The organism is Caulobacter ginsengisoli (assembly GCF_030814835.1).
GTDB classification, from domain to species: domain Bacteria; phylum Pseudomonadota; class Alphaproteobacteria; order Caulobacterales; family Caulobacteraceae; genus Caulobacter; species Caulobacter ginsengisoli.
In genome coordinates this window covers 126,171-145,309 of sequence record NZ_JAUSVS010000003.1, presented here as the reverse complement: position 1 = coordinate 145,309, position 19,139 = coordinate 126,171, and the positions used below count along the sequence as shown (strand labels likewise).

At 70.4% G+C, this 19,139-nt stretch carries 19 protein-coding genes; 5 read left to right on the top strand and 14 right to left on the bottom strand.

Going from position 1 to position 19,139, the window contains the following annotated elements; translation table 11 throughout:
- The first annotated feature begins 19 nt into the window (after positions 1–19).
- Positions 20–1,315 carry a sugar MFS transporter gene (locus QO010_RS10520; RefSeq protein WP_307348912.1) on the top strand — a complete coding sequence of 432 codons (1,296 nt, stop codon included), beginning with the start codon at positions 20–22 and terminating at the stop codon, positions 1,313–1,315.
- On the opposite strand, the gene QO010_RS10515 is transcribed toward QO010_RS10520, so the two are convergent.
- Positions 1,312–2,559 carry an adenosylmethionine--8-amino-7-oxononanoate transaminase gene (locus QO010_RS10515; RefSeq protein WP_307348911.1) on the bottom strand — a complete coding sequence of 416 codons (1,248 nt, stop codon included), beginning with the start codon at positions 2,557–2,559 and terminating at the stop codon, positions 1,312–1,314. The two genes, QO010_RS10520 and QO010_RS10515, sit on opposite strands and share 4 nt — an antisense overlap.
- A gap of 74 nt (positions 2,560–2,633) precedes the next feature.
- Here QO010_RS10515 and bioF point away from each other — a divergent pair, with 74 nt between their 5' ends.
- On the top strand, positions 2,634–3,782 hold the full coding sequence (bioF, locus tag QO010_RS10510) for an 8-amino-7-oxononanoate synthase (RefSeq protein ID WP_307348908.1): 1,149 nt from the start codon (positions 2,634–2,636) through the stop codon (positions 3,780–3,782).
- On the top strand, positions 3,782–4,447 hold the full coding sequence (bioD, locus tag QO010_RS10505) for a dethiobiotin synthase (RefSeq protein ID WP_307348907.1): 666 nt from the start codon (positions 3,782–3,784) through the stop codon (positions 4,445–4,447). Before bioF ends, bioD begins: the two co-directional genes overlap by 1 nt.
- Here bioD and QO010_RS10500 read toward each other — a convergent pair.
- From QO010_RS10500 to QO010_RS10460, 9 genes are all read right to left on the bottom strand, one after another.
- On the bottom strand, positions 4,444–6,381 hold the full coding sequence (locus QO010_RS10500) for a DEAD/DEAH box helicase (RefSeq protein WP_307348906.1): 1,938 nt from the start codon (positions 6,379–6,381) through the stop codon (positions 4,444–4,446). The genes bioD and QO010_RS10500 overlap by 4 nt on opposite strands.
- A gap of 61 nt (positions 6,382–6,442) precedes the next feature.
- Positions 6,443–7,552, bottom strand: a complete 1,110-nt coding sequence (locus tag QO010_RS10495) for an FAD-dependent oxidoreductase (RefSeq protein WP_307348905.1) — start codon at positions 7,550–7,552, stop codon at positions 6,443–6,445.
- 61 nt (positions 7,553–7,613) lie between these two features.
- The gene (locus QO010_RS10490) at positions 7,614–9,179 is read right to left on the bottom strand and encodes a DHA2 family efflux MFS transporter permease subunit (protein ID WP_307348904.1); all 1,566 of its coding nucleotides are present in this window, start codon (positions 9,177–9,179) and stop codon (positions 7,614–7,616) included.
- On the bottom strand, positions 9,176–9,667 hold the full coding sequence (locus tag QO010_RS10485; RefSeq protein WP_307348903.1) for an isoprenylcysteine carboxyl methyltransferase family protein: 492 nt from the start codon (positions 9,665–9,667) through the stop codon (positions 9,176–9,178). Before QO010_RS10485 ends, QO010_RS10490 begins: the two co-directional genes overlap by 4 nt.
- The gene (locus QO010_RS10480) at positions 9,664–10,719 is read right to left on the bottom strand and encodes a type III polyketide synthase (protein WP_307348902.1); all 1,056 of its coding nucleotides are present in this window, start codon (positions 10,717–10,719) and stop codon (positions 9,664–9,666) included. Before QO010_RS10480 ends, QO010_RS10485 begins: the two co-directional genes overlap by 4 nt.
- A gap of 146 nt (positions 10,720–10,865) precedes the next feature.
- Positions 10,866–11,429, bottom strand: a complete 564-nt coding sequence (locus QO010_RS10475; protein ID WP_307348901.1) for an RNA polymerase sigma factor — start codon at positions 11,427–11,429, stop codon at positions 10,866–10,868.
- Positions 11,426–11,719, bottom strand: a complete 294-nt coding sequence (locus QO010_RS10470; RefSeq protein ID WP_307348900.1) for a hypothetical protein — start codon at positions 11,717–11,719, stop codon at positions 11,426–11,428. Before QO010_RS10470 ends, QO010_RS10475 begins: the two co-directional genes overlap by 4 nt.
- A gap of 63 nt (positions 11,720–11,782) precedes the next feature.
- Positions 11,783–13,573: an acyclic terpene utilization AtuA family protein gene (locus tag QO010_RS10465; RefSeq protein WP_307348899.1), complete on the bottom strand. Its 1,791-nt coding sequence runs from the start codon at positions 13,571–13,573 to the stop codon at positions 11,783–11,785.
- Complete coding sequence (locus QO010_RS10460) at positions 13,570–14,343, bottom strand: SDR family NAD(P)-dependent oxidoreductase (RefSeq protein WP_307348898.1); 774 nt, start codon at positions 14,341–14,343, stop codon at positions 13,570–13,572. The genes QO010_RS10465 and QO010_RS10460 overlap by 4 nt, the downstream gene beginning before the upstream one ends.
- A gap of 118 nt (positions 14,344–14,461) precedes the next feature.
- On the opposite strand from QO010_RS10460, the gene QO010_RS10455 reads away from it, so the two are divergent.
- Both QO010_RS10455 and QO010_RS10450 read left to right on the top strand, forming a co-directional pair.
- On the top strand, positions 14,462–15,241 hold the full coding sequence (locus tag QO010_RS10455; RefSeq protein WP_307348897.1) for an SDR family NAD(P)-dependent oxidoreductase: 780 nt from the start codon (positions 14,462–14,464) through the stop codon (positions 15,239–15,241).
- A complete protein-coding gene (locus QO010_RS10450; RefSeq protein ID WP_307348896.1) occupies positions 15,242–16,000 on the top strand; it encodes a hypothetical protein in 759 nt (252 codons plus the stop codon). It begins immediately after the preceding gene.
- Here the strand turns inward: QO010_RS10450 and QO010_RS10445 are convergent.
- The 4 genes from QO010_RS10445 to QO010_RS10430 form a co-directional block, all read right to left on the bottom strand.
- The gene (locus QO010_RS10445; RefSeq protein WP_307348895.1) at positions 15,997–17,028 is read right to left on the bottom strand and encodes a phosphotransferase family protein; all 1,032 of its coding nucleotides are present in this window, start codon (positions 17,026–17,028) and stop codon (positions 15,997–15,999) included. The two genes, QO010_RS10450 and QO010_RS10445, sit on opposite strands and share 4 nt — an antisense overlap.
- The gene (locus tag QO010_RS10440) at positions 17,018–17,938 is read right to left on the bottom strand and encodes a phytanoyl-CoA dioxygenase family protein (protein WP_307348893.1); all 921 of its coding nucleotides are present in this window, start codon (positions 17,936–17,938) and stop codon (positions 17,018–17,020) included. Before QO010_RS10440 ends, QO010_RS10445 begins: the two co-directional genes overlap by 11 nt.
- Positions 17,935–18,225, bottom strand: a complete 291-nt coding sequence (locus QO010_RS10435) for a hypothetical protein (RefSeq protein ID WP_307348892.1) — start codon at positions 18,223–18,225, stop codon at positions 17,935–17,937. Before QO010_RS10435 ends, QO010_RS10440 begins: the two co-directional genes overlap by 4 nt.
- A gap of 128 nt (positions 18,226–18,353) precedes the next feature.
- Positions 18,354–19,139: a Rieske (2Fe-2S) protein gene (locus QO010_RS10430; RefSeq protein WP_307348891.1), complete on the bottom strand. Its 786-nt coding sequence runs from the start codon at positions 19,137–19,139 to the stop codon at positions 18,354–18,356.

Here is a 19,139-nt window from a genome sequence, read left to right as displayed (position 1 = left end):
ATGCCTAGGGAGACGCGTCGTGCAGACAGCAACAGGTTCGCGGACGGGCGGGATCGGCGGGGCGCATCAGAAGAAGCTGATCGGCCTGATGATGTCGCTGTTCTTCGCTTTCGGCTTCTGCACGGTGCTGGTCGACACCCTAATTCCCAAGCTCAAGGCGATGTTCCAGCTGAGCTACGCCGAGGTCATGCTGACCCAGTTCTGCTTCTTCCTGGCCTATTTCATCGTCTCGGTGCCGGCCGGCTGGCTGCTGACCAAGATCGGCTATCTGCGCGGCGTGGTGCTGGGCCTGCTGGTCATGGCGGTGGGCTGCATGCTGTTCACCCCGGCCGCCATTCTGGGAACCTATCCTGGGTTCCTGGCGGCGCTGTTCATCCTGGCCTCCGGGGTGACCACGGTGCAGGTGGCCGCCAATCCGATGACCGCCAGCCTGGGCGATCCGGCCAAGTCCCACAGCCGCCTGACCCTGGCCCAGGCCTTCAACTCGGTGGCCACCATGGTCGGGCCGATCTTCGGCTCGGCCCTGATCCTGAAGAATTCCGTCGCCCTGCCCGATCCGGCCACCCTGTCGGCCACGGCCCTGGCCAGCCTGCGTCAGCAGGAGGCCCAAAGCCTGCAGCTGCCCTTCTTCGGCATCGCCCTGGCCCTGATCGCCCTGGCGGTGCTGTGCTGGGCCGTGCGGCGCTGGGCGCCCGAGGCCAAGGCCCAGCCGATGAGCGCCTCGCTACGCCTGCTCAGGAACACCCGCCTGGCGCTGGGGGCGGTGTCGATCTTCGCCTATGTCGGCGCCGAGGTGTCGATCGGCAGCGCCATCGCCAACTACCTGATGGAACCGCGGGTCCTGGGCCTGCCGATCGCCACGGCGGGCTCGCTGGTCAGCGTCTACTGGGGCCTGGCCATGGTCGGCCGGTTCATCGGCTTCGTGGTGTTGCGCCGGGTGAGGCCCGGCTGGGTGCTGGCGGGCTGCGCGATCGGGGCCGGAACCCTGGCCGCCGTCTCGGGCCTTTCCGGCGGCATGGTCGCCGCCGTGACCATCCTCAGCGTCGGCCTGTTCAACTCGATCATGTTCCCGACCATCTTCACCCTGGCCATCGAGGAGCTGGGCGAGGAGACGCCGCAGGGCTCGGGCATCCTGTGCCTGGCCATCGTCGGGGGGGCGGTGGTGCCGCTGGCCACCGGCTATGCGGCCGACCATGTCGGCCTCAGCCTGGCGCTGTTCGTGCCGGTGGTCTGCTACGTCTGGATCGCCTTCTACGGCTGGCTGACCGCCCGCTCCGCCGCCGCCCCGGCCACCCTGGGCGAGGTGCTGGGCTAGAGCACCCGCCGGAAGGCCTCGGTCAGCCGGTCGAGGTCGGCGTCGGGCGTGTTGAAGGCCGGGGTCAGATAGACCACCCGCCCCATCGGCCGGACCCAGACTCCGCGATCGGCGAAGGCTGCGCACAGGGCGCCGACCTCGACAGCCCCCTCGAACTCGACAACCCCGATCGCGCCCAGCACCCGCACGTCGACCACGCCGGGCTTGGTTCGGCACGGCTCAAGTCCCTCGGCCAGGGCGGCCGAGACCCGCGCGACGTCGGCCCGCCACTCGCCCGTTTCGAACAGGTCGAGCGAGGCATTGGCCGCCGCGCAGGCCAGGGGGTTGGCCATGTAGGTGGGGCCATGCATCAGGGCCGCGCCGGGATCGTCCGACCAGAAGGCCTCGAACACCTTGCGGCTGGCGACAGCGGCCGACAGCGGCAGGGTCCCGCCGGTCAGGGCCTTGGAGAGGGTGACGATGTCGGGCGGGGTCCCGGCGGCCTGCATGGCGAACAGCTCGCCGGTGCGGCCAAAGCCGGTGAAGATCTCGTCGAAGATCAGCAGCACGTCGTGCCGGTCGGCCAGGAAGCGCAGGCGGCGCAATACCTCCGGGTCATGGAACAGCATGCCGCCGGCGCCCTGCACCAGGGGCTCGACCAGGATGGCGGCGATCTCGCCTGCGTGCTCGGCCAGTTGGGCGTCCAGCGCCGAAAAGCTCTCGTCGTCGACCGGCAGGCGGGCCATCAACTGGCTGGGCATGACGCCGGCGAACAGGCTGTGCATGCCCTCCTCCGGATCGCAGACCGTCATCGTGGCCAGGGTGTCGCCGTGATAGCCGCCCAGGAAGGCCAGGAACCGGCCCCGGCCGGCGACGCCGCGGTTGATCCAGTACTGCAGGGCCATCTTCATGGCGATCTCGACCGCCACCGAGCCGGACTCGGCGAAGAAGACGTGATCGAGCTCGCCGGGCAGCAGGCCGGCCAGCCGGGCCGCCAGGCGATAGGCCGGCTCATGGGCCAGGCCGCCGAACATCACGTGCGGCATGCGCTCCAGCTGCGTGCGAACCGCCTCGGCGATATGGGGGTGATTGTAGCCGTGACAGGCGGTCCACCAGGAGGCCAGCCCGTCGACCAGCTCGGTCCCGTCGGCCAGGATCAGCCGCGAGCCGCGGGTGGCGACCACCGGCAGCGGCGGCCGCGCCGTCTTCATCTGGCAATAAGGCCGCCAGACATGGCGGGCGCCCGCCTCAAGCCAATCCGTCATTCGATACTCCTGGGGGTTACCGCGCCGCCGCGCCTTGCTATGCCCTCCCCGCCCGCACCGCCACCGGAGAGGCCATGCTCAGTCTGGAAAGTTTCGCGGCCGAGCGTCTGGCCGGTCTGGAGGCGCGCGGCCAGCGCCGCGGCCTGGAGGCCACCCACCGCGCCGACGGCGTCTGGGTCGAGCGTGGCGGCGAACGGCTCCTCTCGTTTTCCTGCAACGATTATCTGGGCCTTTCGCACCACCCCCGGGTCAAGGCGGCGGCCATGGCGGCGGTCGAGACCTATGGCGCAGGCTCGGGCGCCTCGCGGCTGGTGACCGGCGACACCCCGCTGATGGGCCAGCTCGAAGCCCGGCTGGCCGCCTGGAAGGGGACCGAGGACGCCTGCGTGTTCGGCTCGGGCTACCTGGCCAACGCCGGCATCATCCCGACCCTGGTGGGGCCGGGCGATCTCATCGTCATCGACGAGCTGGCCCACGCCTGTCTGTGGGCGGGGTCGAAACTCTCGGGCGCCGAGACTACCCGGCTGCGCCACAACGACGTCGAGCACCTGGACGACATCCTGACCGAGCGCCGCGGCAGCGTGCGGCGCGTGCTGGTCGCCACCGACGGGGTGTTCTCGATGGACGGCGACCTGGCCCCCCTCGACCGGCTGGCCGAGATCTGCGCCGCCCATGACGCCTGGCTGCTCAGCGACGACGCCCATGGGCTGGGCGTGCTGGCCGAAGGCCACGGCTCGGCGGCCCTGTTCCCCGGCGCAGCCATCCCCCTGCAGATGGGCACCCTCTCCAAGGCGGTCGGCGGCTATGGCGGCTATCTCTGCGCCTCCAGGGCGGTGATCGGCCTGATGCGTTCGCGCGCCCGCACCTTCGTCTATTCCACCGGCCTGCCGCCCGCGAGCGCCGCCGCCGCCATCGCGGCCCTGGACATCATCGCGGAGGACCCGTCCCTCTGCGCCCGGCCGCTGGCCCGCGCCCGGCAGTTCACCGCCGCGCTGGGCCTGCCCCAGGCCCAGAGCCCCATCGTCCCGGTGATCATCGGCGACTCGCACGCCGCCCTGGCAGCCTCGCGCCGGCTGCGCGAGCAGGGCCTGCTGGTCGTCGCCATCCGCCCCCCGACCGTGGCCGAGGGGACGGCGCGGCTGCGGATCGCCTTCAGCGCCCTGCACAGCGAAGCCGAGGTGGCGCGCCTCGCCGAAGCCGTCCGCCCGTTGCTGGCCGCCTGATGCCCGCCATCTTCATCACCGGAACCGGCACCGATGTCGGCAAGACCTATGTCACCGCCGCCCTGATCCGGGCGTTGCGGGCGGGCGGCTTGGCCGTCGAGGCGTCCAAGCCCGTGGTCAGCGGCTTCGACGCCGCCCGACCGGCCGGCAGCGATCCGGCGGTGCTGCTCGAAGCGCTCGGCCTCGAGGCCACGCCCGAGGCGCTGAACCATCTCTCGCCCTGGCAGTTCGCCGCCCCGCTCTCGCCGCCCCTGGCCGCAAGGCTCGAAGGCCGGCCCATCGACGCCGAGGCGGTGATCGCCCATTGCCGCGCTCGGATCGCGGCGGCCAAAGGCCGGTTACTGATCGAAGGGGCCGGCGGGGTGATGTCGCCGCTCAGCGACAAGACGACCATGCTGGACCTGGCGGTCGCCCTGGCGGCGCCGACCCTGCTGATCGCCGGCTCCTACCTGGGAACGATCAGCCACAGCCTGACCGCCCTCGTGACGCTGCGAGCCGCGGGCGGCGAGCCCATCGGCATCGTCCTCAGCGAAAGCCTGGACGCCCCACCCATGGACGACACCGTCGCGGCGCTCGAAAAGCTGGCGGGCGGGGTTCCGATCCATGTCATGGACCGCAACGCACCCGCCCCGGCCGACCTGGTGGACCGCCTCAGCCGGCTCTAGGGCTTGGACTTGCGAAACTTGGGCGGGGTCCTGTCGGTTTCCGGCCGATAGCCGCCTTCGACCCGAGGCTTGTCCGGGCGAGGCCCGCCAGCCTTCTTCTCGTAGGGCTTCTTGCCTTCATACGGCTTGGCGCCTTCGTAGGGCTTCTTCCCTTCATAGGGTTTCTTGCCCTCGAAAGGCTTCTTGCCCTCATAAGGTTTGCCTTCGTACGGCTTCTTCCCCTCGTAAGGCTTCTTGCCCTCGTACAGCTTGCCTTCCGGCCGCGGTCCGCGCTCGGGGCGAGGCCCGGACGGACGAGACCCCTGCGGCGTCGGGGCGCCGGCCGGTTCGATCCGCATGTCGCCCTCGGCGCTGGCCGCCTTGATGGCTTCCAGGAAGCGGGCCTCGACGTCCTTGCTGATCTCGAACTTGGTCTCGCGCGGGAAGATGCGGATCGCGCCGATCTCCTTCTTGGTCACATGGCCCAGGCGGCAGATCAGCGGGATCAGCCATTTGGGATCGGCGTTCTTCTCGCGGCCGATCGGCAGGCGGAACCAGGCGGCGTTGGCGCCAACCCCGTCCTTCTCGCGGTCGTAGGGGACGCGTTCGCCCTCCTGATAGGTCTTGGGGCCGGGCCGGTATTCGCTGACGGCGTCGAACATCTCTTCCGGCTCGGGCAGGCGCGAGCGGTGCAGGCGGATCAGGGCGGCGGCGACCGCTTCCGGGCTGCGTTCGGCCAGGATGCGGCGGGCCAGTTCCAGGTCTTCCGGCGTCGATTCGGCGTTGAGGATCGGGTCCTCCAGCATCCGCTGCTGGTCCTTGGCGCGGATATGGTCGGCGGTCGGGGCGCCGTCCCATTCGGCCTCGATATTGGCCGAGTTGAGCAGCATCTCGACCTTGCGGCGCTTATTGTGCGGGGCGATCAGCACCGAGACGCCCTTGCGGCCGGCCCGGCCGGTGCGGCCGGAGCGGTGCAGCAGCCCGGCCTTGTTGGTCGGAATCTCGGCATGGATGACCAGGGCCAGATCCGGCAGGTCCAGCCCGCGCGCCGCCACGTCGGTGGCCACGCAGATGCGGGCATGGCCGTCGCGCAGCGATTGCAGGGCGTCGGACCGGTCCTTCTGCGAGAGCTCACCCGACAAGGTCACGGCCGAGAAGCCGCGCTCGCGCAGGGCGCCGTAGAGGTGGCGGACCGCCTCGCGGGTGGCGCAGAACACCAGGGCCCCGGGCGCCTCGTAGTAGCGCAGCACGTTGACGACGGCGTTCTCGATCTCGTTGGGGGCGACGCGGACCACCTTGTATTCGATGTCGGCGTGGGCCTCTTCCCGGCGGCTGGTGTCGATGCGGAAGGCGTCGTTCTGATAGCGGCGGGCCAGGGTGACGATGTCCTTGGCCAGCGTCGCCGAGAACAGCAGCGTCACGCGGGTCGTCGGCGTGGCGTCGAGGATTTCCTCGAGGTCTTCGCGGAAGCCCATGTCGAGCATCTCGTCGGCCTCGTCGAGCACGGCGACGCGCACCTCCGTCAGGTCGAGATTGCCGCGCTCCAGGTGGTCTTTCAGGCGGCCGGGGGTGCCGACGACGATGTGGGCGCCATTGGCCAGGGCGCGCTGCTCCTGGCGCGCATCCATGCCGCCGACGCAGGTGACGACCCGGGCGCCGGCCTTGGCGTAGAGCCAGGTCAGTTCGCGGCTGACCTGGATGGCCAGTTCACGGGTGGGGGCGATGCAGAGGCAGAGCGGCAGGCCCGCGCGCTCGAAATACTCGGCCTCGCCCAACAAGGGACCGGCGGCGGCCAGGCCGAAGGCGACGGTCTTGCCGGACCCGGTCTGGGCCGAGACCAGCAGGTCGCGGCCTTCGGGCGCCTCGAGCACGGCGGATTGGACGGGGGTCGGCTCGGCATAGCCTTGAGCGGCCAGCGCGGACGCCAGGGCCGGGTGGGTGACGGGAAAGGGCATTGAATATCCTGTAGCCGCCCAGGCGCGAACGGGAGCCGGGCGTGATGGACGCGAGCCTCTATCACAGTCGGGCGGAAAAGGCGCGGATGCTGTTGATAAACCGCCGATCGAGGGCGCGTTTCCAGGCCAGGGCGGCTTTTCCGAGGCTCCAGAAGCCGCCCCGCCGGGCGAAACCCTGGCCGTCGCCGAGGTCGAGAATGGCCAGCCAGCGCCGCTGCGGACGGTAGGTTTTCGTCCCGCCCAGCAGGTTGGCGGCCAGCACCGGGGCGGCGCGAACCCCGAACACGCCGGCGAAGGGCCGGGCCTCGCCGTCGATGACTGCGCAGTCCCCGGCGGCGAAGACGGCCGGGTCGTCGGCCGCGCGCAGGTCCGCGCCAACCACCAGCCGGCCCCGCGCATCGGTCGGCAGGCCCAGGCTGGCCATCAGGCCCGGCGCCTGCAGGCCGGTGGCCAGCACCAGGTCGTGGCAGGCCAGCGCCTCGCCGGACTGCAGCCGGCAATGGCCCGCCCCCGCTCCGGCCACCCGTCCCTCGACCAGCCGTACGCCGCGCCGGGTGAGATTGTCCCGCAGCCGGGCCGCCGCCTTGGGCGGGGCCCAGGGCAGGCCTGGGTCGGGCAGCACCAGGGTCAGGTCTGGGGCCGCGCCCAACCGCGCGATGAGGCCCGCCAGCACGGCGGCCACCTCCAGCCCTGTCGCCCCGCCGCCGGCCACGACCAGGGGCGGACAGCGGCCGGTGCGGGCTATCTCTTCGCGCAGGTGCTGGTGCAGGGCGATGAGGTTGGCCAGCGGCTTGACCGGCCAGACCCGCTGCGGCGGCCCGACCTCGAACCCGGCCGGCAGGCGGATGCCGCTGCCGATGTTGAAGGAGACGGCGTCGTAGCCGAGGCTGGAGCCATTGCTCAGGCTCAGCCGCCGGGCGGACCGGTCTACGGCGGTGACCTCGACCGGGCGGTAAGCGACCTTCAGCGCCCGGGCGAGGCGGGCCACGTCGACCTCCATCGCCTCCAGACCGAGGGCGCCGCTCAGCACCCCGGTGGCGGCGCCCGAATAGCGGAACACCGGCGGGGCGATCAGGGTCAGCCCGACTCCGGCCCGGCGAAAGGCGTCGGCCTGCCGCAGCGCCAGCAGGTGCGCATGGCCCGCCCCGACCAGAACAACGCCCGTTTTCATCGTCTCGCCCCTTAGGGCCTAGCCAGCCACGATTTGCCCGCCGGGTCGACGCCCGATTGGCTCAGGGGTGGGCGACCACACGATCCAGGGACGGCCTGGCGCCCCTGGCGACCAGGATCAGACCGAGCGTCGCCGCCAGGGTCAGGGCGGCCACCAGCAGCCAGGCGTCGTTGATGGCCTGGGCCAGGGCCAGGCTCTCGACCATCGGCCGCACCATCGCCTCTGTGTCGGCGTCGACCGGCTGGCCGATCTGGGCCTGGAACAGGTCGAGCGGGATGCCGACCAGCTTGGCCGTGGCCACATCGCCCTTGCGCAGCAGGTCGGCGATCAGCCGGCCATGCTCGGGCGCGCGGCTGTAGATGACGGTGTCGATCAGGGCGATGCCGATGGCCCCGCCGAGGTTGCGCATCAGGTTGAAGAGGCCGCTGGCGTCGGGGATGCGGTCGGCCGGCAGGTGGCCCAGGGCCAGCCGGGTCGGCGGCAGCAGGCAGAACATGATCGCCACGCCGCGGACGATCTGCGGCCAGAACATCTCCTTGAAGTCGGTGCCGGCGTCCTGCTGGCTGCTCATCGCCAGGCCGATGGCGAACAGGACGAAACCCGCCGCCGCCAGCAGCCGCGCATCGACCCGCCGCTCCAGGAACACCGCCAGCGGCGCGGTGGCCAGCTGGGCGACGCCGGTGACCAGCATGATCGCGCCGATCTCCACGGCGGAATGGCCGCGCACGAGGGCCAGGAAGACCGGCATCAGATAGGTCGAGCCGAACAGGCCGATCCCCAGTACGAAGCTCAGCAGGCAGGCCACCGCGAACCTTGGGTCGGCCAGGGTCCGCAGTTCGACGATCGGCGGGCTGCGCCGCAGCGTCCGCCAGGCGAAGGTCGCGCCGCAGACGGCGGCGGTCGCCAGCAGCGACAGCACCAGGGCCGAGGTCCAGCCCCGGCCGGGCGCTTCCTTGAGGGCGATCTCCAGGCTCGACAGCGCCAGCCCCATCAGCACCAGCGCCAGCAGGTCGACCGCCCGGGCTGAGCCCCAGTCCGGCCGCGCCTTGCGCAGCAGCACCACCGCGCCGACGGCCGAGATGACGCCCGGCGCGACATTGATCAGGAACAGCCAGTGCCAGCTGTAGGTGCTGGTGATCCAGCCGCCAGCGATGGGGCCGACCGTAGGCGCCAGAACGGCGAGGACACCGGCGATGGTGGTGGCCAGGGCCTCCTGGCGGGCCGGAAACAGCAGGAAGACCGCCGAGAACACCGCCGGGATCAGGGTGCCGCCGCTGAAGCCCTGCAAGACCCGCCAGGCGATCAGGGTCTCGAAGCTGGAGCTCGCGGCGCAACCGATCGAGGCCAGGGTGAAGACGCTGACGGCTGCGACGAACAGCCAGCGCATGGTCAGCACCCGGGTCAAAAAGCCGGTCAGCGGAATGGCGATGATCTCGGCGATCAGATAGGCGGTCTGCACCCAGCTCATCTGGTCGGGACGGATGCCCAGGGCGCTCTGGATGGTGGGGAGCGATGTCGCCACCACCTGGATGTCCAGGATGGCCATGAACATGCCCACGCACATCATGGCGAACCCGGCCCAGACGAGCGGACCGGCGGCCTTTTCCTCGGCGGGGGCGGCGGTCATCGCAGGTCCGCCAAGGCGCGGTCTTCGATGCCGGCGCGGATGATCAGGGCCGCCGCGTTCAGCACCGAAAACACCGCCGCGAAGACCGGCAAGCCGAAGACCAGCGGCAGGACGGCGATCTCGCCGACCACCACCCAGTAGTTGGGATGCCTGAGATAACGATAGGGCCCGGTGCGGACCAGGGTCTCGCCCGGCACGGTGATGATCCGGGTGGTCCAGCGCGACCCCAGGGCGGCCATCACCCAGAAGCGCAGGACCTGCAGGACGCCGAACACGGCCAGCCAGACGAGGTTCATCGGCCTATCCCAGGCCAGCCACCACAGGCCGGCCAGCCAGGCTACATGCAGGGCCAGGATCAGCGGAAACAGCGGCTCGGCATGTACCACCCCGCCCCGCGCCAGCAGGCCCTTGTCGTTGCGGGCCGCGATCAGCGGCTCGGCCGCCCGCTCGGCGGTGATATAGGCCAGCAGGGCGACCGCCCCGATCAAGCCGCCGCCTTGAGCACGGCGCAGCTGGCGCTGAAGCCCGGCCCCAGGGCCAGCAGGGCCGACTGTTTGGGCAGCCCCTTGGCCAGCTGCCGCTCCAGCACGAACAGCACGGTGGGGGCGGACATGTTGCCGTAGTCGGCCAGCACCTCACGCTCGTCGTCCAGCGAGCCCTGCTCGATGTTCAGCGCCAGTTCCAGGGCGGTCAGCACCTTGGTCCCGCCGGGATGGCAGATGTAGCGGTCGATATCGCCGCGGGCCAGGTTCAGCCGGCCCAGCATGCCGTCCACGGCCGGGCCCATATTGGCCTCGGCGAAGGGCGGGATGGCCTGGGCGAAGATTACCCCGAAACCCTCCGGATCGACCCGCCAGCCCATGATGTCGAGCGTGTCGGCCCAGGTGTGCTGGCCGCTGCCCTGCACCTGGGCCAGGCCCTCGCCGGGTCCGGCCCTGAGCACACAGGCGGCCCCGCCGTCGCCGAACAGGGCGGTGGCGACCATGTTAGCCTTGGTCAGCTCGTCCAGGCGGAAGGACAGGGTGCAGAGCTCGACCACCACCAGCAGCACCACGGCCCCCGGATTGGCCTCCGCCAGCTTGGCGGCGATGGCGAAGCCGGCCGTGCCGCCCCCGCAGCCCAGGCCGAACACCGGCACGCGCTGAATGTCGGGCCGGAAACCCATGGCGCCCATGGCCTGGGCCTCCAGGCTGGGGGTGGCGATGCCGGTGGAGGAGACGGTGACGACGATGTCGACCTGGTCGGCCTTGAGCCGGGCCTTGTCCAGGGCGGCGCGGGACGAGTCGATGAAGAGGCCCAGCGCGCCTTCCAGATAGGCCGCCGTCCGCTCGGGCCAGCCGCGCGCTTGCGTGAACCATTCGATGGGCCGCACGCTGTGGCGTTTGCGGATGCCCGTGGTCCCGAACACCTTGGCCATGCGGCTGAAACTGGCGTAGCGCGCGCCGAATATCTGCTGGGCGGCGGCCTCGACATCCGTCTGAACCAGGATGTGCGGCGGGGCGGCGGTGGCCACGGACAGCAGGTGGGCGGGGTGGGTCACGGACGATCCAGTTCTGTTGGCAGCCGCGGCTATGACGCCCGCATGTCCTGTTCGTGCTCGCCTTCCCTGGCGGGAAGACGCGCCGGCAGCATGGCATGTGGATTGGGGATGTCCATGCGCAGTTGTCCCAACGGGACACCCCGCCCTCAACCCGGGTCCGCCGCCCCGCTCATCGCCAGGCGAAGCTGTCGCAGTCCGTCCGAGACCCGCGACTTCACCGTGCCGATCGGCAGTTCCAGGGCTTCGCTGATCTCCACGAAGCTGAGCGAGTCCAGATAGTGCAGCCGCATGGCCACCTGGGCGGCCGGGGACAGCTTCGCCAGCTGCGCCTCCGCCAGGGCCATCGCCTGGTCCAGGCGGCCATCGCCAGGGTCGGGGGCGATGTTCACGGCCTTGGACTCGTCTTCCCGCAGCATCTGCAGCCGCCGCTCGCCCTTCAGCCGGCGAACCGCCTCGCGGGTGGTGATCCGGTAAGCCCAGGCGCGGAACCAGCGCGGATCGCGCAGCCCGCCCAGCCGGCGGGCGATCAGCAGCAGGGCGTCCTGCAGCGCGTCGAAAGCGTCGTCGCGGTTGCCGGTAATCGTCCGCGCGTGAAGAAACAGGGCCTGCTGATGCTGCCGCAGAAGTTCGTCCAGGGCAGCGCGGTTGCCGGACTGGGCGCGGGCGACCAGCAGCGTCCTGGCCGCGTTGGAAACCTCCGGTGGGCTCATCGCGGGCCGGCGTCCAGCACTGCCAGCAGCCGCTCGGTCGCGCGGGTCACATGTCCGGCCAGCGCCAGCAATCCGAAGACAATGACGCTGTAGCCCAGGGTCGCCAGCACGAAGCTGAGGATCTGGGCCTTGTCGTGCCAGTCCACCAGCACGACGGCCAGGGCCAGCAACAGCCCTTCGGTCATGGCGCCGCCGATGATCGCCAGCCGCACCAGCCGACGGCCGGCCTCCATGCGGTCGAGCACGCCCTTGCGGGCCGCATCCAGGCGTTGGGTGTTGTCTTCGGCCATGTCGTTCTCCTTCGTCCTGCTGACTAAGAGGCGGAGACCGGGCGAAAGGTTCGGTTTTGACTTTTAGGGCGCCACCCCGAACAGCCCGGCCGGCACGGGGATCTGCATGTCCAGCAGTTGCTGCGCCTTGCCCTTGGCCAGGGGATCCAGCCGCAGGCTGGCCATCTGGCCGCCGCCCAGCGACTGGGTCAGGTGGAAGTTGAGGGCGTTCAGGCCTGGGACCTCATAGCGCTTCACCCCGGGGACGGCCGCGCCCTCGAACTCATGGGCGAAGAAGGCCAGCAGGGCCTCTTCGGTCAGGGCGGCGCGCAGGTAGGGCAGGTATTCCGGCTTGCGGGCGATGACCCCGATGTTGAAGGCGTCACCCTTGTCGCCCGAACGGGCCCAGGCGAGGTCGATCAGCGGGACCGGGAAACTGTCGGCGCCGGGCGCTATCGACTGGCCGGCTGGGACCGAAGCCGGCGGCGGCGCGACGGTCACCGTGTCGGGCGGACAGTCGCTGACCTGACCGTCGAGGTCGACCCGAACGGACACGGATTGACGCTCGATCAGGGTCGAGAACACCCGCATCACCGGGGCCGGCGTGGGCCGGGCGCCGAACCAGCCGGTCGTGCCGACCGACATCGAGGTGGTGGGGCTGTCGAGTTCGCGCAGCAACAGGTCGATGGCGGCGCGGTCGTCGTGCTCGACGCCGATCTTGCAGATCACCTCGCGGGTGTCGCGCATGCGGCCTTGCGCGCCGTAGCTGGATTCCGCCCCAAGCGGTTCGATGCGCACGGCGCGGAACGGCGGCAGCTGGCGGGCGCGCAGCAGCTCCTCGACCCGTTCAAGCACGGCGGCGGCCTGGCGCTCGGCCTTGCGCACCGCGTCACGGCCCACGACGGGCTGCAGGGCGATCAGCCGCCAGCCGTCCTGGTGGGTCAGGCAGATCTTGTAGGAGCCCGATGGGGCGCGGCCTCTGGCGCCGGCGACCTTCACCCGATGCTCGCCGACCGCCTCGACGGTGACGCCGGTGAAATCGCAGATGACGTCCGGCAGGGCGTAGCTCTGCGGATCGCCGACCTCGTAGAGAATCTGCTCGGCCACGGCGGCGGGAACGACCAGGCCGCCACTGCCGGCCGGCTTGGTGACCACGAAGGTCCCGTCGGCCGCGCATTCGGCGATGGGGTAGCCGATATGGGCCCAGTCCGGCACGTCCTCCCAGTCGGTGAACAGACCGCCCGTGGCCTGGGCCCCGCATTCCAGCACATGGCCGCAGAGCGAGCCGGCGGCCAGGCGGTCGTAGTCGTCCAGGCTCCAGCCGAACTCATGGACCAGCGGGCCCAGCACCAGGGCCGAGTCCACCACCCGCCCGGTGATGACCATGTCCGCCCCGGCCGCCAGGGCCTGGGCGATGGGCTTGGCGCCCAGATAGGCGTTGATGCTGAGCATGTCGGCCGGATCGGGCGCGGCCGCGCCGGTGAACATCTCGTGCTCGGCGGCGAATTCGGCGGCGCGGGGGCGCAGGTCGTCCCCCTCGACGATGGCGATCCTGAACGACAGCCCGGCCTCGGCGGCCAGTTCTTCCATCCGCGCCCGGCAGGCGCGCGGGTTGAGGCCGCCGGCATTGGTGACGACCTTCACCCCGCCGGCCTTCAGGGCCGGCAGGTTGTCCTTCCAGACCCAGTCGGTGAAGTCGCGGGCATAGCCGCCCTCCGGCTGGCGCTTCTGAGCCCGGGCCAGCAGCGACATGGTCGCCTCGGCCAGGTAGTCGAGGACCAGGTAGTCGACCCCCGCCGCCAGCAGCTGCGGCGCGGCGGTAGCGCTGTCGCCCAGGAAGCCGCCGGCCCCGCCGATCCTGATGGGCCTGGTCACCGCCCGCCCTGCACGTCGTCGATCTTGATCACCGTGCCGGAGACGAACTCCGAGGCGGGCGAAGCCAGATAGAGCAGGGTCGAATCCATCTGGGCCGGGTCGCCGATGCGGCCGCGCGGGAAGGCCTTGGTGATGTCGCCGACGCGTTCGAGCATGCCGTCCATCATCTCCGAGGCGAAGGCGCCCGGCGCCATGCCGTTGACGTTGATGTGGTAGCGGGCCCATTCGACGGCCAGGGTCTCGGTCATGCGCACCACGGCCGCCTTGCTGGTCGAATAGAGGGCCGCCCCGCCGCCGCCATAGCTGTAGGCGGCCATGGAGGCGATGTTGATGATCCGGCCCGGCTGCTTGGCCTCGATCAGCCGGCGGGCGACCTCGCAGGCCAGGATCCAGGGGGCGCGGACATTGGTGTCCAGCACCTTGTCGATCAGCTCCACGCTCATCTTGTGCGCCCGCTGGGCGTCCGGGATGCCGGCGTTATTGACCAGGATATCGACCACCCCCAGCCCGTCCTGGGCCAGGCCCACCACCTTCAGAAGCTGGCCGGCGTCGGTGACGTCGAGGGTCAGGGGCAGGGCCGTCCCGCCGGCCGCCGTGATCTCGCCGGCCAGCATCTCCAGCCGCTCGGCCCGCCGCCCGGTGATGGCCACCCTGGCCCCCGCCGCGGCCAGCACCTTGGCGAACCGCCAGCCCAGGCCCGAACTGGCCCCGGTGACCAGAGCCGTGCGGCCGGTGAGATCGATGGCGGCGTTGGGCAGGGGGTAGGTCATGGGGCGGTCCTCCAGCGTTTTACCGACTAAATGACAGGTTCACCCAGCGGCGCCCAAGGGCGTGGTCTTGGCGCCCCCGTCCGGCCCTCTATAGGGTGAGCGCAGGGAGAGCACAGACATGACCTTCAAACCCTTCGACCTCACAGGCAAGGTGGCGCTGATCACCGGCGGCAACGGCGGCATCGGCCTGGGCATGGCCGAGGGCCTGGCCGCGGCCGGGGCCACGGTGGCGATCTGGGGCCAGAACCCCGCCAAGAACGCCAAGGCCGAGGAGACGCTGAAGGCCTACGGCGGCGAAGTGCTGGTGCGGCAGGTCGATGTAGCCGACGAGGCGGCGGTGGTCGCCGAAATGGCCCATGTGCTGAAGACCTTCGGCCGGCTGGACTTCGTGGCCGCCAATGCCGGGGTCGGCGGCGGAGCGCCCTTCGACCAGATGACCACCGAGGCCTGGCGGCGGGTCACCACGGTCAATCTCGACTCCGTCTTCTGGACCTTCCGCGAGGCGGCCAAGCACATGATCGAGCGGGCCAAGGCCGGCGATCCCGGCGGCTCGCTGCTGGTCACCTCCTCGACTTCGGCCATCCATGGCGCCCCCAAGAACCAGGCCTACGCCTCGACCAAGGCCGGGGTGCAGGCGATGATCCGCGGGCTGGCGGTGGAGTACGCCCGCTACGGCATCCGCGCCAATGCGGTGCTGCCGGGCTGGATCCGCTCGGACATGACCGCCCGGGCCCAGGCCTGGGACAAGTTCAACGAGCAGGTCATCGGCCGCGTCCCCATGCGGCGCTGGGGCGATCCGGAGGATTTCTCGGGCCTGGCCGTCTACCTGGCGTCGGATGCTTCGCGCTTCCACACCGGCGACAGCATGGTGATCGACGGCGGCTACACGATCTATTAGATGGCCAACGTCATCAGCGGCCAGGTCGCCCCGCCGGCTAAACCGAAGATCAACATCGCCACCCCCACCCACGCGGATAATTTCTGCGGGGATTACGTCGCCAGCCTCTACAAGCTGCTGACCCTGGGGGCGCGGCAGGGCCTCAGCTTCTCGTTCTCCAAGCTGAGCTATTCGGACATCGTGGTGTCGCGCAACGCCATGCTGTCCAACTGGTATTTCAATAAGACCGACTGCCAGCACATCCTCTTCCTCGACGACGACATGGGCTTCGAGCCCGAGCTGATCTTCGAGATGCTGGCCCTGAACAAGCCGGTGGTCGGAACCCTCTATCCCAAGCGCAACATCGACCTGAAGGCGCTGCACGCGGCCAGGGATCTGCCGTTCGAGGCGGCGGTGGCCAAGGCCTCCAGCTTCGTCGGCCACCCCGCTAAACCGGTGGAGCGGATCGGCGGCTTCCAGCGCATGGAGTGGTGCGGCACGGGCGTCTTCCTGATCAGCCGCAAGGCCATCGACGCGATGGTCGAGAAACTGCCCGAACTGGTGGTTCCCAACCGCATCAGCGTGCTGGACGACAGCGTCAAGACCCTGGTCCAGGCCTTCAACAAGATCACCGAGGACGGCCGCGAGTTCTCCGAGGACGCCAGCTTCTGCAAACGCTGGGTGGGGCAGTGCGGCGGCGAGGTCTGGGCGGCGACCCACCGGCCGATCAGGCATGTGGGCAAGATGACGTTCGAGTCGAGGTTCAGCGACCTCGACTAACGGATCCACCCCAACGCCCGCTCGAACAGGCTGACCGTCTGGGCGTGTAACCGGTCGCCGATCTCCTTGGGCGCCTTGCCGGCCGAGGCGCGGGCGTGGCTGCCTTCCAGGATGATGCCCAGCTTGTAGCAGGCCAGGACGCCGTACCACGCGATGGCCGACAGATCGCGGTGGGTGCGAGGGCGGTAGTGGCCGACCAGTTCCGTGGCGGTCGGGAAGCCGCGCCAGGGGCGGACGGAGACCGTGCCGGCATCGGGATCGTCGCCCAGCGGCCAGGTGGCCAGCAGCCAGCCCAGGTCCAGCAGCGGATCGCCGATGGTGGTCAGCTCCCAGTCGACGATGGCCGCCAGTTCGCCGCTGTCATGGCGGTACATGACATTGGCCAGGTGATAGTCGCCGTGGATGATCCCGGCCTCGAAGCTGGCGGGCCGGTGCGCCTCCAGCCAGGCGGCCACCCGCTCGACACCGGGGATTTCGCCAGGGCCGGTCCAGTCGGGAAACTCGCCATAGGAGGCCAGCTGCGCCTTCCAGCGGGCGACCTGGCGTTCCAGATAATTATCGGGCTTGCCCAGCCCCTCCAGGCCCAGCGCCCTGTAGTCGAGGGCGCCCAGGCCGGCGATGCCCTCGACCAGGGCCAGCCCCATCCGGTGGCGGATGTCCGGTGACCCCGCATGCAGCGGCTCAAGGCCGGTGGTCGGGTTGAAGCCGTCGATGGGCTCCATCAGGTAGAAGGCCGCACCCAGCACGGTCTCGTCGGGTTCGGCGGCGATCAGCCGGGGATGCGGCACGGTCGTGTCGCGGATGGCGCCCAGCACACGGGCCTCGCGGCGCATGGTCTCGTTGCTGTTGTCGCGCAGGTGCGGCGGCGGGCGGCGCAGCACATAGCTGCGGCCGGCCCGGGTGAATTTCAGCAGGATATTCTGGGTGCCGCCGGCTAGGCGGACCGGATTCTCGATGGGCCCCTCGCCCAGACCCCGGCCATCCATCCAGCCGGTCAGGACGGCAAGGTCGACGCCTTCAATGGACACCTTCGAGCCTCGTCATCCAGTAGTCGACGTCCCAGTCCGGGTCCTCGGTCAGGTAGCGCCAGAGCTTGACCCGGTTGATCATCTCCAGCCGGCCGGTGTCCTGCTCGAACCAGGGCTCGGGGGCCATGAGGATGGCCTCGACGGTGTCGGGGTCGGGCGCGCCCTTGATGAAGTAGATCGGGCGCTGGCCGTTGGGGCGCTTGAGGTCGGCGGTGTCCCAGCAGCGGGTCTGCCTGCCGCTGGCCCGCATGCGTATCTTGAACATCGAGCGGGTGCGGTCGGCGTGATTGACCCCGCCGCCGTGCCAGACGCCGTGGTGCAGGAAGAGCAGGGTCCCGGCCGGGCAGACCATGTGCTGCTGGCCGCGGATGTTCTGGTAGCGGCCCAGCGCCACCTCCGAGACCTTGCGCAGATGGGTGCCGGGAATGAAGCGGGTGCCGCCCATCGGCCGGGTCACCTCGTGCGGGTAGTACATGACCTGGACATCGAACGAGAGCCGCGGGTCGACCGTGGAGTCCTGGTGGGTGTGCTGCGACACCGCCTCGCCGCCCGCCGCCTGGTGGTAGGCCGGCGGCAGGGTCACGTGCAGGAAGTGGTGGTCGAAGATCGGGTCGGCGCCCAGCAGGCTCCGCACCACGCCCTGGAACAGCGGCAGCTCGGTCAACGCCTTCAGGGCGCTGCCCTCCGGATAGGCCTGGGCCAGGGGCGTGCCGGCCGGGACCTCGGGGATGGAACTGGCGGCCAGGGCCTCGCCATAGACCTTGCGGATGCGGCCGCCCGGCGCGCCGAAGCTGCCAGCTTCTTCCAGGAAAGCCTGGTTGATGGCGTCAGGCACGACGCCGTCGAAGCGCAGGAAGCCCCGCGCCGTGAAGCGGGCCATGTCCAGGCTGGAGAGCAGGGGCAGGCTCATGGGGCGACCTCGACCAGCTGTTCGAAGAAGAACTCGTATTTCAGATAGGCCACGTCGTGCTCCTCGCCCCGGGCATGGGGCAGCAGCTGCGAGGCCTGGAACAGCCGCCAGCCGTCCTTCAGGGCGTCGAGGCCCGTGGCGTAGGGCGGCGTATCGTCGTCGCCGGCCATGTGCAGGGTCTGACCCGTGCCGTCGTAGACCGCCCAGGCGATGACCGGCGCGTCGAGCGCCGAGTTGGCCAGATAGAGGACGAGGACCTTCTGACGTGTCTTCATACGGGGCAGCATACCGTCCACTCCGGGCTTGGAAACCCGGACGCGACGTCAACCGGTGAGCGGCCCTGAGCGTGGAGAACCTGGGGGCGGAGGACTACTTCCTCTTCCATCCCTTCCCGCGGCGGACGGTGATCGCCCAGCTAGGCTATCGGTTCTAGAAAGACGGCGCCGTCCCGAAGGACAACGCGCGGCGCCGCCGTCAGCCGCAGGCCCCGGCCGTCGGCGCTCGCGCCCGTGCGGACGTCGAAGCGATAGCCGTGCCAGGGGCAGCGGATGCAGCCGTCCTCGACGACGGCCTCGTCCAGCGGGCCCAGCCAATGGGGACAGTCGGCGGCGTGGGCGATGAGGTCGCCGTCCAGTTCGACCAGCCGGAACCGGGCGGCGCCGAACTCGACCGGCATGGGCAGGGCGGCGCGAACGGCGTCGAATGGGCCCAGCGAAAGCGGCCCGGCGTCGATGGGCCGGCGGCGCGCGGCCAGGGCCCGCTCGCGATGGACCATCATCGCCTCGTCCTCGTCCCACAGGCGGGCATAGACTTCGCCATAGCGGGCGCCGATGGCGGCGAGGCGCTCGGGGCGGTCCTCGGGCACGTGGAACTCGACGGCCACGCCGGTGCGATGCTCCGCCAGCCGGGTCAGGCTGGTGCGGATTTCCGTGCCGGCGCCCGGCCCCGACAGGGTGGCGGCGACATAGACACCGGCCGGGCGGTCGGCGCGCAGTTCCAGGACCTGGGCCTTGGCCGGGTCACCCGGCTGATTCAGCAGTCGAACCCGCCAGCCCCAGTCGCCGTGCTCCAGCAGACCGACGCTGTGGAAGCTCGCCTCATGCAGGCTGGGCAGATGCTCCCAGTCGAAGACGTTCTCCCACACCCGCGCCAGGCTGGCGGCCACCTCGCGGCGGTAGGTTCCGGCGTGGCTCAGCTCCAC

What these genes read in the sequence shown, in the direction of transcription:
- QO010_RS10515 (WP_307348911.1), bottom strand. Translation starts at nt 2,559, where the DNA reads ATGACGGATTGGCTTGAGGCGGGCGCCCGCCATGTCTGGCGGCCTTAT.
- bioF (WP_307348908.1), top strand. Translation starts at nt 2,634, where the DNA reads ATGCTCAGTCTGGAAAGTTTCGCGGCCGAGCGTCTGGCCGGTCTGGAG.
- bioD (WP_307348907.1), top strand. Translation starts at nt 3,782, where the DNA reads ATGCCCGCCATCTTCATCACCGGAACCGGCACCGATGTCGGCAAGACC.
- QO010_RS10500 (WP_307348906.1), bottom strand. Translation starts at nt 6,381, where the DNA reads ATGCCCTTTCCCGTCACCCACCCGGCCCTGGCGTCCGCGCTGGCCGCT.
- QO010_RS10495 (WP_307348905.1), bottom strand. Translation starts at nt 7,552, where the DNA reads ATGAAAACGGGCGTTGTTCTGGTCGGGGCGGGCCATGCGCACCTGCTG.
- QO010_RS10490 (WP_307348904.1), bottom strand. Translation starts at nt 9,179, where the DNA reads ATGACCGCCGCCCCCGCCGAGGAAAAGGCCGCCGGTCCGCTCGTCTGG.
- QO010_RS10475 (WP_307348901.1), bottom strand. Translation starts at nt 11,429, where the DNA reads ATGAGCCCACCGGAGGTTTCCAACGCGGCCAGGACGCTGCTGGTCGCC.
- QO010_RS10470 (WP_307348900.1), bottom strand. Translation starts at nt 11,719, where the DNA reads ATGGCCGAAGACAACACCCAACGCCTGGATGCGGCCCGCAAGGGCGTG.
- QO010_RS10460 (WP_307348898.1), bottom strand. Translation starts at nt 14,343, where the DNA reads ATGACCTACCCCCTGCCCAACGCCGCCATCGATCTCACCGGCCGCACG.
- QO010_RS10455 (WP_307348897.1), top strand. Translation starts at nt 14,462, where the DNA reads ATGACCTTCAAACCCTTCGACCTCACAGGCAAGGTGGCGCTGATCACC.
- QO010_RS10450 (WP_307348896.1), top strand. Translation starts at nt 15,242, where the DNA reads ATGGCCAACGTCATCAGCGGCCAGGTCGCCCCGCCGGCTAAACCGAAG.
- QO010_RS10440 (WP_307348893.1), bottom strand. Translation starts at nt 17,938, where the DNA reads ATGAGCCTGCCCCTGCTCTCCAGCCTGGACATGGCCCGCTTCACGGCG.
- QO010_RS10435 (WP_307348892.1), bottom strand. Translation starts at nt 18,225, where the DNA reads ATGCTGCCCCGTATGAAGACACGTCAGAAGGTCCTCGTCCTCTATCTG.